Raw genomic sequence first — 14,390 nt, forward strand, 5'->3', positions numbered from 1 at the left:
AGAGGTCAGGAACCCTCCGACTGGAAGTCGGAGAGGGCCTGGTTGAAGCGGGTGAGCAGTTCGCAGAAGACCGTCCGCTCCTTCTCGTCCCAGTCCCGTGTCAGCAGTTCCATGAGCTCGCGGCGCGAGGCGCGCACCTGCTCCAGCCGCGCGACGCCGCGCGGGGAGAGCTGGAGGACCACGGCGCGGCCGTCGTCGGGGTGGGAGGTGCGTTTGACCAGGCCGGACTCCACCAGCGGGGCCACCTGGCGGGTCACGGTCGAAGAGTCGATCCCCATGCCCGCGGCGAGCGCCTTGACGCCCGTGGGCCCGTCCCTGTCCAGCCGGTTGAGCAGCAGATAGGCGGCGCGGTCCATGGAGTTGCGGGCCTGTCCGACGCCGCCGAGCCGGGTCTGCTCCGCGCGGCGCGCGAAGAGGGCCACCTGGTGCTGCAGGGTGTCGAGAAGGGGTGCTGGGCCGGTCCGGTCCTGGGCGGGGTCCGGGCGGCCTGCTGTGGGGGGCATGCTGGCCTGCACGCTCTCTTGGCTCGTTTCGTCGTGGGGGTGGGCGGTCGTCATGTCCGGGTGCGTGGGCATGGCCGGTTGCTCGCTTCTTCGTGAATACGGGGTACGACGGGCTGAGGGTGTGCCACAGAGTACGCGCCCCGGGCCCGCCCCGTACCGGCAGCGTACGAATGAACGGCTCCCTCGGCGGGAAGCGGTGCGCGGCCCCCGCCCGGGGTCCCGCAGGGCCGGCCGGGTCCCCGCGAGCCGCCCGCGGGCCGGGCTGCCAGACTGGCGGCATGGTCGCCAGCACTGTCCAGCACACCGGCCGCGACGACGCGCCGGCACTCACCCTCGACGATGTACGCGCCGCCCAGAAGACGCTCTCCGGGGTCGCCCGGACGACCGCGCTGGAGGGCAGCCGCCACCTCGGCGAACTGGTCGGCTCGCCCGTACACCTCAAGTGCGAGAACCTCCAGCGCACCGGATCGTTCAAGGTCCGCGGCGCGTACGTGCGGATAGCCGCGATGTCCGCCGAGGAGCGCGCTCACGGGGTCGTCGCGGCCTCCGCGGGCAACCACGCCCAGGGCGTCGCCCTGGCAGCGTCCCTGCTGGGGGTCCGCTCGACGGTCTTCATGCCGGTGGGCGCGGCGCTGCCGAAGGTGGCGGCGACCCGCGACTACGGCGCCCGGGTGCGTCTGCACGGACAGGTGGTGGACGAGACGCTGCGGGCGGCGCAGGAGTACGCGGCCGAGACCGGCGCGGTCTTCATCCACCCCTTCGACCACCCCGACATCGTCGCCGGCCAGGGCACGGTCGGGCTGGAGATCCTGGAGCAGTGCCCGGAGGTCCGCACGGTCGTCGTCGGCATCGGCGGCGGCGGGCTGGCGGCGGGGCTGGCGCTGGCGGTGAAGTCGCTGCGGCCGGACGTGCGCGTGGTCGGGGTGCAGGCCGAGGGGGCCGCGGCGTACCCGCCCTCGCTGGCCGCCGGGCACCCGGTGACCTTGGAGTCGGTCTCGACGATGGCCGACGGGATCATGGTCGGGCGGCCCGGGGACGTACCGTTCGAGATCATCGGCAGGATGGTCGACGAGGTCCGTACGGTGAGCGAGGACGCGATCTCCAGCGCGCTGCTGCTCTGCCTGGAGCGGGCCAAACTCGTCGTCGAGCCGGCCGGCGCCAGCCCGGTGGCGGCGCTGCTGTCCGCTCCGGACGCCTTCGAGGGGCCGGTGGTGGCCGTGCTCTCCGGCGGTAACGTCGACCCCCTGGTGCTGCAGCGCACGCTGCGGCACGGTATGGCGGCGGCGGGCCGCTACCTGTCGCTGCGGCTGCGGCTGACCGACCGCCCGGGGGCGCTGGCGGCGCTCCTGGCGGAGCTGTCGGTGGTGGACGCCAACGTCCTGGACGTCAGCCATGTGCGGACCGATCCCCGGCTCGGGCTGACGGAGGTGGAGGTTGATCTGCAACTGGAGACCAAGGGTCCGCAGCACTGCGCCGATGTGAAGGCGTCGCTGGTCAGGGCCGGTTACACGGTGACGGGCTGAGGCGTACGGCACACCCGCACCGCGCACCGGCGCGACACGTCGCCGGGACACACCGTAAATCGTTTGACGCGATATATCGCGTTGCTGCATAGTGCTGACCCGCACCGCGCCCGCGGTGTGTCCGCGCGCATCCGCCCGCGCCGTCGCATTCGGTGCGGAGCGGCTGTCCTTCCGCGGTTCCCGTGTTCTCCGCATCCTCTGATTTATCCGTTTTATCCGTGTTGCCACCCTTTTCCGACCATCCACACCCATGGGAGACCTCCATGCCAGGTGCCATCCACGCCGAGGGGCTGGTCAAGACCTTCGGCGACGTCAGGGCTCTGGACGGTGTCGACCTCGACGTCCCCGAAGGCACCGTACTGGGCCTGCTCGGACCCAACGGCGCCGGGAAGACCACCACCGTACGAGTGCTGACCACACTGCTGCGGCCCGACAGCGGCCGCGCGGTCGTGGCGGGCATCGACGTGCTCAAGCACCCCCAGGAGGTGCGCCGCTCCATCGGCCTGTCCGGGCAGTTCGCCGCCGTCGACGAGTACCTGACCGGCCGCGAGAACCTCCAGATGGTCGCTCGCCTCTACCAGATGCCCGCACGCGAGGCCAAGCGGCGGGCCGCCGAGCTGCTGGAGCGGTTCAACCTCGCCGACGCCGCCGACCGGATTGCCAAGACGTACTCCGGCGGCATGCGCCGCCGCCTCGACCTCGCCGCCGCGCTGGTCGTCAGCCCGCCCGTGATGTTCATGGACGAGCCGACCACCGGTCTGGACCCGCGCAACCGCCAGGCGCTGTGGGAGGTCATCGAGGAACTGGTCGCCGGCGGTACCACGCTGCTGCTGACCACCCAGTACCTGGAGGAGGCCGACCGGCTCGCCCACGACATCGCCGTGGTCGACCACGGCCGCGTCATCGCCCGCGGCACCTCCGACGAGCTCAAGGCCCGCATCGGCGGCGAGCGCATCGAGGTCGTCGTGCACGAGCGCGACGACATCCGCACCTCCGAGGAGGTCATGCGGGGCCTGGGCAGGGGCGCGGTCGCGCTGGAGGAGCACACCCGCAGGCTGACGGTCCCGGTCGTCGGGGGCGCCAAGCTCCTGGCCGAGGCCATCCGGGAGCTCGACGCCCGCGGCGTGGAGATCGACGACATCGGCCTGCGCCGCCCGACCCTCGACGACGTGTTCATCTCGCTGACCGGCCACGCGGCAGAGGGTGCCGAGGGGGCCGGTGCCGGCACGGACGGCAAGGACACCGGGTCCGCCGCGAAGGCCGCGGACCGGAAGGAGAACGCCAAGTGAGCACCACCACCGGTTCCGCGCCCGCCACCCGCGCGCCCCGCGCGGGCGGCGGCATCGGGCAGTCCCTGACGGACTCGCTGACCATCGCCAAGCGCAACCTGCTGCGGATGATGCGCATCCCGGAGATGGTCGTCTTCGGCCTCATCCAGCCGGTCATGTTCGTGGTGCTGTTCAGCTACGTCTTCGGCGGCTCGATCAGCATCCCCGGCGCCGGCGTGGACGCCGGCGCCTACCGCGAGTTCCTCATGGCGGGCATCTTCGCCCAGACCGTCACCTTCGCCACGGCCGGCGCGGGCGCGGGCATCGCCGAGGACATGCACAAGGGCCTCATCGACCGCTTCCGCTCCCTGCCGATGGCGCGCGGCGCGGTCCTGACCGGCCGCACCCTGGCCGACCTCGTCCAGACCGCACTGACCCTGGTGGTTCTGGCCGTCGTGGCGACGATCGTCGGCTGGCGGGCCCACGAGGGCGTCCTCAAGGCACTGGCGGGCTTCGGCCTGCTGCTCCTGCTGGGCTACGCCTTCACCTGGATCGGCGCGCTGATCGGCCTGTCGGTGCGCACTCCGGAGGCGGCCACCTCCGGCGGGCTGATCTGGCTGTTCCCGCTGACCTTCGTCTCGATCGCCTTCGTGCCCTCGGAGAACATGCCGTCGTTCCTCCAGCACGTCGCCGAGTGGAACCCGTTCAGCGCAACCGTGCTGGCGGCCCGCGAGCTGTTCGGCAACCTCCCGCCCGGCTACCAGGCGCCCGACGCCTGGCCCATGCAGAACCCGGTACTGGCCTCGCTGCTGTGGTCGGCGCTGATCATCACGTTCTTCCGCACCCTGGCGGTGCGCAAGTACCGCTCGGCGGCCTGACCGGCACGCCGCGGGTGCGGCGAAGCGGCCCCCGGCCGCCACGGAGCCTTCCGTGGCGGCCGGGGGCCGCGCGCCGTCTCCGGCCCTGTCCGGCGGCCGGCCGCGCCGTGACGTACTGCGCCGTGGGCCTCCGCCCCCGGGAGGGTCAGCCCTGGTACGGCTTGGCGTTCAGGACGCGCACCGAGGCCATCCTGCCGTTGGGCAGCTCGTACTCGGCGTCGTCGCCGACCTTCTTGCCGTTCACACCCCGGCCCAGCGGGGACTGCGGGGAGTAGGTCTCGATGTCCGAGCTGGCGTACTCGCGGGAGGCGAGGAGGAAGGTGATCGTGTCGTCCTCGTCACCGTCGAAGGCGACGGTGACCACCATGCCGGGCTCGACCACACCGTCGTCCGCCGGAGCCTCGCCGACCTTGGCGTTCTCCAGCAGCTGGGTGAGCTGGCGTACCCGCAGCTCCTGCTTGCCCTGCTCCTCCTTGGCCGCGTGGTAGCCGCCGTTCTCACGGAGGTCGCCTTCCTCGCGGGCCGCCTCGATCTTCTTGGCGATCTCGACGCGGGCAGGACCCGACAGGTACTCCAGCTCGGCCTTGAGCTGGTCGTACGCCTCCTGGGTGAGCCAGGTGACGTTGTCGCTGGTCTGGGTCACAGGTGCTCCTCGTAGGTACTCTCGGGATATAAAGCAACGCCCTACCCGAAGGGTGCGCCTTCATGGGTGGGCGAAACCACGAGCCTAACAATTCCGCCGGAAAAGGGAAGAAGGTCGGACCTCCGGGGCCCGGGGAAGAGCGTCAGTTTCCGCCGGCCGCCGTACAGCCGACCAGCTGGGCGCTGGTGGCCCGCCCGGTGGTGCGTACGGCGACGACCTCGTCGATGCGGCCCCGCGGCCCGTCGAAGGTGAAGTCCGCCCGGCCCACGTCCCCGCCGTCCTCCGCGAGGGTGTTGACGGTGCACACGCCGGTGACGCCCTCGTCCTTGCGGACCTCCAGGTGGACGGCCACCTCGCGGTCCGAGACGATCTCGAACTTGATCAGCTCTCCGCTGACCTTCGTCCCGGTGACGTAGGACACCCCGAACCAGGCGATCAGCGCCAGGAACGCCGCGCCCAGCACCGCACCGACCGCCTTCAGACGGCGGTCGGCGCGCTCGTCCCCCGAGCGCCCGTACCGCCCCTGGGGCAGCTCTGCGCGTGCGGGGTCGGCCGAACTCATCGCCATGTCCTGTCGGTCCTATCGGGAATACAAGCGGATGCCGCTTCGGTCACTATAGAAGCCGTCTCCCATGACCAGGTAACGAGGATCGAGCCTTGACTGAACAGCTCAGACTGATGGCCGTGCACGCGCACCCCGACGACGAGTCGAGCAAGGGCGCGGCGACCATGGCGAAGTACGTGTCCGAGGGGGTGGACGTGCTGGTCGTGACCTGCACGGGCGGGGAGCGCGGCTCCATCCTCAATCCCAAACTCCAGGGCGACGCCTACATCGAGGAGAACATCCACGAGGTGCGGGCCAGGGAAATGGCCGAGGCCCGCGAGATCCTGGGCGTGAAGCAGGAGTGGCTGGGCTTCGTCGACTCCGGGCTGCCCGAGGGCGACCCGCTGCCCCCGCTGCCGGAGGGCTGCTTCGCGCTCCAGGACGTGGAGGAGGCCGCCGAGCGGCTGGTGCGCAGCATCCGCGCCTTCCGGCCGCACGTGGTCACCACCTACGACGAGAACGGCGGCTACCCGCACCCGGACCACATCATGACCCACCGGATCACGATGGCGGCCTTCGACGCCGCGGGCGACTCCGCCCGGTACCCGGAGGCGGGCGAGCCCTGGCAGCCCCTGAAGCTCTACTACAACCAGGGTTTCAACCGCCCCCGCACCCTCGCCCTGCACGAGGCGATGCTGGAGCGCGGCCTGGAGTCCCCCTACGGCGAGTGGCTCAAGCGGTGGGACGAGTTCCAGCGTGCCGAACGCACGCTGACCACCTACGTGCCCTGCGCGGACTTCTTCGAGATCCGGGACAAGGCGCTGATCGCCCACGCCACCCAGATCGACCCCGACGGCGGCTGGTTCAGGATCCCCATGGAGCTCCAGAGGCAGGTCTGGCCGACGGAGGAGTACGAGCTGGCGAAGTCCCTGGTGGACACGTCCCTCCCCGAGGACGACCTCTTCGCGGGCATCCGCGACAATTGATGCCATGAGCCCGACCACTCTCGCCCTCACCCAGGCCCCCGGCCTCGTCGACCTCGCCAAGGAGTTCGACGAGAACAAGGTGACGCCCGGCGTCCTCGGCTTCCTCGTCTTCGCGGTGCTGGGGCTGGCCGTCTGGATGCTGATGAAGTCGCTGAACCGCCACATAGGGAAGGTCGACTTCGAGGAGCCGCCCGCTCCGGACACCGGGCGGTCCTGACCCCGTCCGGCGCCGCCGTACGGCCGCCGCACACCGCGTACGCGCAGTGCGCCGCCGCACGCTCCCCGGGCGTGCGGCGGCGCGTCGGCGTGCCCTCGGGAGCGGCCGCCGAGCCCGGCCCGTCAGACCTGTGCGCCGCTGTCGCCCCGCTCGCGCCCGCCCCGCGTCCCGGAGCGGCCCGGGACCGCCGAGGACCTGCCCCGCGCCGGCCTGGGCGGCGGCGCGCTGCTGTGCGCCTCCAGTTCGATGGCGAGGGGCGTCGCGGTGAACACCGAGGACCAGGTGCCCACGACGATGCCGATCAGCAGCGCGACGGCGAAGTCGGTCAGGGTGTCGCCGCCGAGCAGGGCGAGCGCGGCCAGGATGAACAGCGCGCCCACGCCGGTGTTCACGGTGCGGGGCACGGTCTGGAGGACGGCCGTGTTGGCGACCTCGGCGAAGGGCTCCTTGCGCCGGGCCGCCCACAGCTCGCGGATCCGGTCGAAGACCACCACCGAGTCGTTGACCGAGTAGCCGATCACGGTGAGCAGCGCGGCCAGGAACACCCCGTCGACCGGCTTGCCGAGCCAGGCGAAGATCCCGACGAGGATGAGCACGTCGTGGACCATCGCCAGCACCGCGCCCGCCGAGAAGGTCCAGCGGAAGCGGATCGCCAGATAGAGCATCTGGGCGGCCAGCGCGACGCCGAGGGCGATCAGGGCGCCCCTGCGCAGCTCGTCCCCGAGGCTGGGGCCGATCAGCTCGTCGCGGATCTTCTCCGTCTCCCCGCCCAGTTCCCCGATCGTCTCGGCCACCTCGGCCGCCTCGGCGTTGGACAACTCGTCGGTGCGCACCGTGAGGTCGCCGTCCCCCGAACTCTGGACGACGGCACGGGGGAAGCCCGCCTCGGCCAGCGCCGAGCGCGCCCGCTCCGGGTCGACGGGGGTGGCGGTGGAGTACTCGATCAGCCGCCCGCCGGTGAACTCCACCCCGAAGTCCAGCCCGCGCGCCGCGATGCCCGAGCCCGCCAGGACGACGGCGGCCAGTGAGACGGCCAGCCAGCGCCGCCGCCGGCGCATCAGATCCGGCTCGCGGCGGTTGACCCACTCCCGCACCCGGCCCACGCCCGCGATGCCGGTGAGCCGCGGCCGTCTGCGCACCGCGTCGCGGGAGACGGCGAACTCGGTGAGCACCCGGGTGATCAGCAGGGCGCTGACCATGGAGGCGAGCACACCGATGGACAGTGTCACGCCGAAGCCGCGCACCGGTCCGGAGGCGAAGAAGAACAGCAGGCCGGCGGCCAGCAGCGTGGTGACGTTGGAGTCGGCGATGGCACTGAGGGCGTTGCGGAATCCCTCCGTCAGCGCCCTGAGCAGGTTCTTGCCGCGGCGGGCGGCGTACTCCTCCCGGGCGCGTTCGAAGACCAGCACGTTGGCGTCCACGGCCATGCCGATCGCCAGCACGAAGCCGGCCAGTCCCGGCAGGGTGAGGGTGGCGCCGAGCGCGACCAGCGCGGCGTAGGAGATGAGCCCGTAGCAGGCCAGGGCCACGGCGGCGAGGGCACCCAGCAGACGGTAGACGGCGATGATGAACAGCGCGGTCAGCGCGGTGCCGATGACCGCGGCCCGGGCACTGGCCTCGATGGCCTCCTCGCCCAGCGTCGGGCCGACGGTGCGCTGCTCGATGATCTCCACCGGCACCGGCAGGGCACCGCCGTCGATGAGCAGGGCCAGCTCCTTGGCCTCCTCCTGGGAGAAGTTGCCGGTGATCTGGGTGGAGCCGCCGGTGATGCCCCGCTCGCAGGCGACCGAGGGATCGACCTGCGGCGCGGAGATGATCTCGTCGTCCAGGACGATCGCCACCCGCCGCCCGGGGTCGCCGGGCGGCGCACAGGCGGCCTGGCCGGTCAGCTCGGCCCAGGCCTCCTCACCGCCGCCGCGCAGGTCGACGGTGACGTACCAGCCGCCGCCGGTCTGCTGGTCGATGGCGGCCTGGGCGTCCTCCACCCCCTCGCCGGTCAGTTCGGCCGGCCCCAGCCGCAGCCGCTGGCCGGAGGTGTCGGGCAGGACGCGCTCGCCCTCCCCGGCCTCTTCGGGCTCCTCCCCCTCCGCCGCGGCGCCGAGGACGGGGTGGAAGGTGAGCTGTGCGGTGCGGCCGAGGACGTCGGCGGCCTCGCGCGGGTCCTGCAGGCCGGGCAGTTCGACGATGATCCGGTTGTCGCCGGACCGGGTGATGTTCGGTTCGGCGACGCCGAGCGCGTCGACGCGGCGGCGCAGCACCTCCAGGGTGCGGTCGGTGGCCTCGCGGTCGGCCTCGGTGGTGGGCGAGTCACGGGTCTCCAGCACGATCTGGGTGCCGCCGCGCAGATCGAGGCCGAGCCGCGGGGAGGAGGTCACCGCGGCGTAGACGGACAGGGCGATCACGGCGAGGGCGAGGAGTGCCCGCACCAGGGTGGCGCGTTTCAAGGTATGCCTCCAGCAGGGCGCCGCGGCCGGGTGCCGGCCGCGGCGGTGGGACGACGGGGAACGTCAGCTGCCCGGCGGAGGCGGCGGCGCCCGGCCCTGATGGCGTGCGGTGTACGGGGGACGTCCGGCGGTGTGCGGCAGGGGTGCGGGCGGACGTATGCCCGCGGTGGGCCGGACGGGGCGGGCCCGGACCGGCAGGGCCGCCCCCGCGTGGTGCGGGGCGTGCCGCTCGGCCGCGGCGTCCCGGTGCAGCAGGGGGGTGCGGCCGCATTCGGCCGCGCAGGGCCCGTCGGCGGTCTGCGCACCCGCGGCGCCCGGTACGGCGGAGGCGGCGGGTGCCGGGCCCGGCGCGGAGGCGAGCGCGGAGGCGGTGGGGGCCAGGGCGCCCAGCAGGAGGGCCGCGACCGCCAGCAGGGCCCGGACGGGCGCGGCACGGAGCACGGCGGAACGCTGGGCCATGCCGCCTCCTCCTCCGCTGTCCTCCTGCGGCGCTCCCCGGCGCCGCCGGCCACCGGCGGGCGCGCAACCGGGCTCAGGGCTCGATCAGCCCCGCGCGGATCGCGTAGCGGGTCAGTTCCGGGCGGTCGCGCGGCCGAGCTTGTGCAGCATGTTCGCACGGTGCCTCTCCACCGTCCTGACGCTGATGGCCGGTGTCTCGGCGATCCTCTTCGGGGAGCGGCCCCCGGCGACCGGCTTGAGCACCTCCTCCTCCCGTGCGGTGAGCACCCGTTCGGGGACGTCCCCGCCCTGCCGGACGCGGTCGAGGTGGCCGCGGATCGGCGCGGTGACCGCACCCGGGCAGAGGAACGGCTCGCCGCGCATCGCCGCCCGGCGGGCCTCCGCCAGGTCCCGGTCGGCCACCGGCTTCAGCACGTGTCCCGGGGCCCCGGCCTTGAGCGCCTCGAAGAGGTACTGCTCGTTGTCGTACATCGACAGGATCGGGATGCGCAGGCCGGGATGGCGGGCGGACAGCTCCCGGGCCGCCCGCGGACCGGTCATACGGGGCATGGCGACGTCGAGGACGGCCAGGCCGACGGGGCGCTCGCGGGCCGCGGCGGACCGGCGCGTGGTCGTCGGCGAGCAGGATGCGGGTGACGGCGGGCCCGGGCGCTTTCACGCGGCCGCCTCCCCTCCGGTGGTGGTCGTACCGCGCGGTGGTGCCCGTCGCGGAGGCCCGCCGTCCACGGGCACCGACGGGCGGACCCGGGCGCCCCCTCCGGCGCCGGGCCGATGTCCAGGCCGGCGCCGACGAGCAGCGCGCGCTCCCGCCGTGGCATTCGCCCCCGTACGGAGTCCGGCGGGGACCGCGATCCCCGCCGGACTCCGTACGGCCCGCTTCGGGCCCGGGCTCAGCCCAGCGCCTGCGCCAGGTCCGCCACCAGGTCGTCGGCGGCCTCGATGCCGACCGACAGCCGCACCAGGTCCGAGGGCACCTCCAGCGCCGAGCCCGCCGCCGAGGCGTGTGTCATCCGGCCCGGGTGCTCGATCAGGGACTCCACCCCGCCCAGCGACTCCCCGAGCGTGAACAGCTCCGTCCTGTTGCACACCTCGACCGCCGCCTCCTCGCCCCCGGCGACCCGGAAGGAGACCATGCCGCCGAAGTCGCGCATCTGCTTGGCCGCCACCTCGTGCCCGGGGTGCGCCTCCAGCCCCGGGTAGTACACCTGGACGACCTTCGGGTGGGAGACGAGCAGTTCGGCGACCCGCGCGGCGTTGGCGCAGTGCCGGTCCATCCGCACCGCCAGCGTCTTGACGCCGCGCATCACCAGCCAGGAGTCGAACGGCCCGGCGATGGCGCCCATCGCGTTCTGATGGAAGGCCAGTTCGTCGCCCAGCGCGGTGTCGGCGGTGATCAGCGCGCCGCCGACCACGTCGGAGTGGCCGCCCATGTACTTGGTCGTGGAGTGCACCACGACGTCCGCGCCGAGCGCCAGCGGCTGCTGAAGGTAGGGGCTGGCGAAGGTGTTGTCCACCACCAGGCGGGCGCCCGCCGTACGGGCCACGTCGGCCAGCGCCGCGATGTCGGCGACGCCCAGCAGCGGGTTGGACGGGGTCTCCACCCACACCGCCTTCGTGCGCGGGCGCAGCGCGGCGCGCACGGCCGCCGGGTCGGAGGAGTCCGCCACGTCCCACTCCACGCCCCACCGCTCGGCGACCTTCGCGAAGAGCCGGAAGGTGCCGCCGTAGGCGTCGTTCGGGATGACGACGTGGTCGCCGGGGGTGAGCAGGGTCCTCAGCAGGCAGTCCTCGGCGGCCAGTCCGGAAGCGAAGGCCAGCCCGCGCCGCCCGCCCTCCAGCGCCGCGAGGTTCTCCTCCAGCGCACTGCGGGTCGGGTTGGCGCTGCGGCTGTACTCGTAACCGCCGCGCAGGCCCCCCACACCGTCCTGCTTGAACGTGGAGACCTGGTGGATCGGCGGCACCACCGCCCCGGTGGCGGCGTCGGGCTCCTGCCCGGCGTGGATGGCGAGGGTCTCGAAGTGCTGCGCCGGGGTACGCGTCTCGTCCTGCTTCGCGTTCCGCGCCTCGTCCCGTGCTGCGTGCTGGTCACTCATGGCCACGAGCCTAGCCCCGCGGGCCGTACCGTGGAGACATGGAAGCCCTGCTGTTCCTCATCGCCACCGCCGCCGTCGTCGGGCTGCTGATCGTGCCCGCCGTCCGCCGCCGCCGGGAGCTGACCGGTTCCGGGGGCTCCCCCGGCGTCCGGGCCGCCGGCGATCCGGACCGCTACGGCCTCGTACCGCCCGAGCGGCTCGACGTGCGGCTGCCGGGCCCCGACCCGGAGCTGGTCGAGGCGCTGGAGGAGACCCGGCGGACCCAGGACTGGCAGCCCGTCGCCCGGCTGCTCGCACTGACCGGCGACGACCGGGAGCTGCGCTGGCAGCGCGTGCAGTCGCTGGCGGGCGCCGCGGCCGTGGAACTGGCGCGCTCGCGCACCACCCCCGAGGCCCCGGCGGAGCCCGCCCCCTCGGCGGACCGGCCCCCCTCCCTCAGCAAGGAGCAGCCGCCGGCCCCCGCGCCCGCCCCGGACGCGCGCTGGCTGCGCGACTGGCGCACCGCCTCCCCGCGCGACGCCGGCTGCGCGCAGGTGTACGCGCAGTTCCTGGTCTGGCAGGCGCTGGGCGACACCGGCTCGGCCGACCGGCGGATCATCCTGGAGGAGGCCCGCGAGATCGCCCGCGAGGCGATCCGGCTCGCCCCGGCCGACCCCACCGCGTACATCACCGACCTGTTCGCAGCCCGCGCCCTGGGAGTGCGCCGCCCCGAGTTCGAGGAGCGGTGGGAGGAGGTGCGCAGGCGCGCGCCGCACCACATGGGCGCGCACCTGGTGGCGCTGCCGTACTGGTCCGCCAAGGGCAACGGTTCCAAGGAGGACGCCTACGCCTTCGCGCAGCGCGCCGCGGGCGAGGCCCCCGAGGGCAGCCTGCTGCCGGCCCTGCCGCTCTTCGCGGTCTACGACCACCTGCCGGACGCCAACATGGTGCGTGGCCTCTACCGGAGCGCGGTGGTGGAACAGGCCATCGAAGGAGCGCGGTACGCCCTGCACCACGCCTCCGCCGACCACCCCGTCGCCCCGCACGTGCGCCATCTGCTGCTGTGCTTCCTGGTGCGCGCCGAGCGGTATGCGGAGGCTGTGGAACAGGTGCGGGCCGTCGATGGTTATGTCGGTGCGCTGCCCTGGGTCGACGGCGGCGACCCGGTGGCGGAGTACACGGCGTACCGCGCCCTGGCGGTCGCCGGCTACGAGAGCCTGGGCGGCGACGCGGCGCACACCCCGCCGGCGCACTGAGACGTACGGCGGCGTACGGCACACGGTGTACGCCACACGGCGTACACCGCCCGAGGCGGCACCGGGCCCACCGGGCCCGCCGAGGCCACGAGGAGAGTTGAGCATGCTGTTCGGCCACTTCAAGAAGTCCCTCCCGACGGCGGAGGAGGCCCTCAAGGGCCGCCCGGAGCGTCCCTACACCGTCCCCGAGACCCACACCGTCCTGGGCAACCCCCTGCTGGGCCCCTACCCGGAAGGGCTGGAGACCGCAGACTTCGGCCTGGGCTGCTTCTGGGGCGCGGAGCGGAAGTTCTGGCAGACCGACGGGGTGTGGACCACCCTGGCGGGCTACCAGGGCGGCCACACCGAGAACCCGACGTACGAGGAGGTCTGCTCGGGCCTGACCGGGCACACCGAGGCCGTCCGCGTCGTCTTCGACCCGTCGAAGATCACCTACGAGGAGCTGCTGCGGATCTTCTGGGAGTCCCACGACCCCACCCAGGGCTTCCGCCAGGGCAACGACGTGGGCACCCAGTACCGCTCGGCGGTCTACACCCACTCCCCGGAGCAGGAGGCCGCGGCGAAGGCGTCCCGCGACTCCTACCAGGCCGTCCTGACTTCCTCGGGCTACGGCGAGATCACCACGGAGATCCTCCCCGCCGGGCCCTTCCACCCCGCCGAGGCATACCACCAGCAGTACCTGGACAAGAACCCCGGCGGCTACTGCGGCATCGGCGGCACGGGCGTGAGCTGCCCGGTCGGCGTGGCCCGGGCCGAGGGCTGACGGCCGCTCCGTGATACGGATCCGGCCAATATGAATCAGTGCCGAGCACTGCCCCCTCCCGGACAATAGATTTCGGGCATGGCTCGCTCGGCACGCAGCAGATTCGGCGGACTGGAACGTTGGTGGGGCGTCCTCACGGGCGCCCTGCTCATTGCGGCATGGATTGACCGGGCTGTCGGACCGGCGATCGTGGTCATCCTCTCCGCTGCCACGGTCGTGTGGTGCTTCTTCCAGGCACCCGTCATATGCGGCGCTCCGGTGCGCGGGCCCAAGGACGGCTGCCGGAACAACGCATACGGCCTGCTGCTGGGCTGCCGCATACGTCAGCATCGGTGGCAGAAGTTGAAGATGCTCATCTTCCGCCGAAGGTTCAGAGAGTTCTGCACCGGTCTGTTCTCGGACGGCAAGGCGGCTGTCGTCACGCTCGCGGGCGTGGGGAGTTTCCTCTCCGGGCTCATGGCCTTTATCCCGGGGTTGGCGCTGAAGTAGGCGGTCCGTTGGTCGTCCAGGCCCTGCTTTGACCCGGCAACGCCCCCACGTCCTGTTCCGGCGGGGCATGGGGGCGTTGCCGCGTCTTCGGGAATCAGCCGAGGTAGGGCCGGTCGCGGTGCTCCAGGAAGTGCCGGAGCCTGAGTCGCTGGGTACAGCTTGCGGGCGCGGGAGAAGTGCGTGAGCCTACTGCGCCTGTACACGGTCGTGGGCCCGTCTGCTCATCGTCGTGAGAACCGTCCTGCCCTTCGACCATCTGTGAACGGCGGTGTGAGTGCGGGGCGCTCACACCGGCGGCAGGCATCGGGTCCAGGCACCAGTAGCACCTGGGGAACCCGGTCGCCG

Annotated in this window: 14 protein-coding genes and 1 pseudogene; 8 read left to right on the plus strand and 7 right to left on the minus strand. The window is 72.8% G+C overall.

Annotated features, from left to right (window positions below; all coding sequences use genetic code 11):
* Positions 1-5: 5 nt before the first annotated feature.
* Positions 6-503, minus strand: a complete 498-nt coding sequence (locus ACGRHY_RS09155; RefSeq protein WP_394637974.1) for a MarR family winged helix-turn-helix transcriptional regulator — start codon at positions 501-503, stop codon at positions 6-8.
* A gap of 278 nt (positions 504-781) precedes the next feature.
* On the opposite strand from ACGRHY_RS09155, the gene ilvA reads away from it, so the two are divergent.
* From ilvA to ACGRHY_RS09170, 3 genes are all read left to right on the plus strand, one after another.
* A complete protein-coding gene (ilvA, locus tag ACGRHY_RS09160) occupies positions 782-2,026 on the plus strand; it encodes a threonine ammonia-lyase (protein WP_394634894.1) in 1,245 nt (414 codons plus the stop codon).
* A gap of 263 nt (positions 2,027-2,289) precedes the next feature.
* Positions 2,290-3,315 (plus strand): ATP-binding cassette domain-containing protein, encoded by a 1,026-nt coding sequence (locus tag ACGRHY_RS09165; protein WP_394634895.1) that lies wholly within the window; start codon positions 2,290-2,292, stop codon positions 3,313-3,315.
* Complete coding sequence (locus ACGRHY_RS09170) at positions 3,312-4,172, plus strand: ABC transporter permease (protein ID WP_394634896.1); 861 nt, start codon at positions 3,312-3,314, stop codon at positions 4,170-4,172. The genes ACGRHY_RS09165 and ACGRHY_RS09170 overlap by 4 nt, the downstream gene beginning before the upstream one ends.
* Before the next feature lie 145 nt (positions 4,173-4,317).
* Here ACGRHY_RS09170 and greA read toward each other — a convergent pair whose 3' ends face one another.
* Both greA and ACGRHY_RS09180 read right to left on the minus strand, forming a co-directional pair.
* Positions 4,318-4,815 (minus strand): transcription elongation factor GreA, encoded by a 498-nt coding sequence (gene greA, locus ACGRHY_RS09175; protein ID WP_394634897.1) that lies wholly within the window; start codon positions 4,813-4,815, stop codon positions 4,318-4,320.
* A gap of 142 nt (positions 4,816-4,957) precedes the next feature.
* The gene (locus ACGRHY_RS09180; protein ID WP_394634898.1) at positions 4,958-5,377 is read right to left on the minus strand and encodes a DUF4307 domain-containing protein; all 420 of its coding nucleotides are present in this window, start codon (positions 5,375-5,377) and stop codon (positions 4,958-4,960) included.
* A 95-nt stretch (positions 5,378-5,472) separates the two neighbouring features.
* Between ACGRHY_RS09180 and mca the strand changes: the two genes are divergently transcribed.
* Together mca and ACGRHY_RS09190 are read left to right on the plus strand one after the other, a co-directional pair.
* Positions 5,473-6,345 carry a mycothiol conjugate amidase Mca gene (gene mca / locus ACGRHY_RS09185; RefSeq protein WP_394634899.1) on the plus strand — a complete coding sequence of 291 codons (873 nt, stop codon included), beginning with the start codon at positions 5,473-5,475 and terminating at the stop codon, positions 6,343-6,345.
* A 4-nt stretch (positions 6,346-6,349) separates the two neighbouring features.
* Positions 6,350-6,562, plus strand: coding sequence for a hypothetical protein (locus ACGRHY_RS09190; RefSeq protein WP_394634900.1), 213 nt, complete (start codon positions 6,350-6,352; stop codon positions 6,560-6,562).
* Positions 6,563-6,684: 122 nt separating this feature from the next.
* Here ACGRHY_RS09190 and secD read toward each other — a convergent pair whose 3' ends face one another.
* The 4 genes and pseudogenes from secD to ACGRHY_RS09210 all read right to left on the minus strand — a co-directional run bounded on the left by secD (position 6,685) and on the right by ACGRHY_RS09210 (position 11,558).
* A complete protein-coding gene (gene secD / locus ACGRHY_RS09195) occupies positions 6,685-9,006 on the minus strand; it encodes a protein translocase subunit SecD (protein ID WP_394634901.1) in 2,322 nt (773 codons plus the stop codon).
* Positions 9,007-9,069: 63 nt separating this feature from the next.
* Complete coding sequence (locus ACGRHY_RS09200; protein ID WP_394634902.1) at positions 9,070-9,465, minus strand: hypothetical protein; 396 nt, start codon at positions 9,463-9,465, stop codon at positions 9,070-9,072.
* A gap of 73 nt (positions 9,466-9,538) precedes the next feature.
* Positions 9,539-10,123: pseudogene (locus ACGRHY_RS09205) on the minus strand (response regulator).
* Between the two features lie 232 nt (positions 10,124-10,355).
* Positions 10,356-11,558 (minus strand): cystathionine gamma-synthase, encoded by a 1,203-nt coding sequence (locus tag ACGRHY_RS09210; RefSeq protein WP_394634903.1) that lies wholly within the window; start codon positions 11,556-11,558, stop codon positions 10,356-10,358.
* A 38-nt stretch (positions 11,559-11,596) separates the two neighbouring features.
* Here ACGRHY_RS09210 and ACGRHY_RS09215 point away from each other — a divergent pair, with 38 nt between their 5' ends.
* From ACGRHY_RS09215 to ACGRHY_RS09225, 3 genes are all read left to right on the plus strand, one after another.
* Positions 11,597-12,793 carry a hypothetical protein gene (locus ACGRHY_RS09215; protein WP_394634904.1) on the plus strand — a complete coding sequence of 399 codons (1,197 nt, stop codon included), beginning with the start codon at positions 11,597-11,599 and terminating at the stop codon, positions 12,791-12,793.
* 103 nt (positions 12,794-12,896) lie between these two features.
* Positions 12,897-13,556: a peptide-methionine (S)-S-oxide reductase MsrA gene (msrA, locus tag ACGRHY_RS09220; protein ID WP_394634905.1), complete on the plus strand. Its 660-nt coding sequence runs from the start codon at positions 12,897-12,899 to the stop codon at positions 13,554-13,556.
* A gap of 78 nt (positions 13,557-13,634) precedes the next feature.
* Complete coding sequence (locus tag ACGRHY_RS09225; protein WP_394634906.1) at positions 13,635-14,045, plus strand: hypothetical protein; 411 nt, start codon at positions 13,635-13,637, stop codon at positions 14,043-14,045.
* Positions 14,046-14,390 lie beyond the last annotated feature (345 nt).

Source organism: Streptomyces shinuiensis (assembly GCF_043660855.1).
Classification (GTDB): Bacteria; Actinomycetota; Actinomycetes; order Streptomycetales; family Streptomycetaceae; genus Streptomyces.